Below are 1,025 nucleotides of genomic sequence, written 5' to 3'. Positions count from 1 at the left end.
CCGCGCATGTCATCGCATGGTCATTCTGGCGCAGAGCTCACCAGGCTGCCGCTCAGCGCGCGCATCTCAAAGCAAAACGGCAACTGTAATGCTAGGGTCTGTTGAGATTCAGGATTCACAGATTGGCATGTCCGTGATTCAAGCTCCGAAAGGAGTTTGGCATGCACCGATTCGTTTTGACGGATGCGCAGTGGGCGAAGATGGAGCCGCTTTGCTTGGGTAAGCCTACCGATCCCGGCCGCACCGGGGCGGACAACCGTTTGTTTCTCGAGGCTGTGTTGTGGATCGCCCGGACGGGCAGCCCATGGAGGGATCTGCCACCGACGTTCGGCAACTGGAATACGGTGTTCAAGCGCTATCGCGATTGGGTGAAGGCCGGCGTTTTCAAGCGGATTTTCGATGCCGTATCAGACGATCCGGATATGGAGTTCGCCATGGTCGACGCGACAATCGTCAAAGTTCACCGTCACGGGCAGGGAGCAAAAGGGGGACCCAAAATCAGGCCATCGGCAAGTCGAAGGGTGGCTGGACCACTAAAATCCTCGCGCTGACCGACGCGCTCGGGAACTTGGTGCGGTTCATCCTGCTGCCCGGCCATCGCTTTGACACCGTCGGCGTTGCGCCCTTGATCAAGGACATCGAATTCGGCGGGTTGATCGCCGACAAGGCTTTCGATTCCAATTGGATCATCGAAGACCTGAACGAACGCAGAGCGAAGATCGTCATCTCGCAACATCAAAGGCGCGCCCAGCCTCTCGATATCGACAAGGACATTTACAAATGGCGCCACCTGATCGAGAACTTCTTCGGCAAGCTGAAAGAATTCAAACGCATCGCAATGCGATGCGACAAGACAGACGGCAGTTTCGAGGCGATGATCTACCTCGCCACCGCCGTCATCCATTCCAGATGAATCTCAACAGACCCTAACATTACAGTTGCTTTGTTTGCGGGCTTCTGAATCCATGTGCAACCATGATTCGAATGTCGTGGACGCGGGCCGCGTCGGTTGAGGAGACGCTTGC

General features: G+C 56.2%; 1 pseudogene. It reads left to right on the top strand.

What is annotated here, in order from left to right:
• Nucleotides 1-161 precede the first annotated feature (161 nt).
• Nucleotides 162-844, top strand: a pseudogene (locus tag ABIB95_RS47345) (IS5 family transposase); the annotation flags it as partial.
• Between the last annotated feature and the right edge of the window lie 181 nt (nt 845-1,025).

Origin of the sequence: Bradyrhizobium sp. LA2.1 (assembly GCF_040547725.1) — a bacterium.
GTDB classification, from domain to species: domain Bacteria; phylum Pseudomonadota; class Alphaproteobacteria; order Rhizobiales; family Xanthobacteraceae; genus Bradyrhizobium; species Bradyrhizobium barranii.
The sequence above is the reverse complement of the archived record's forward strand: the minus strand, read 5'-3'. Positions and strand labels throughout refer to the sequence as shown.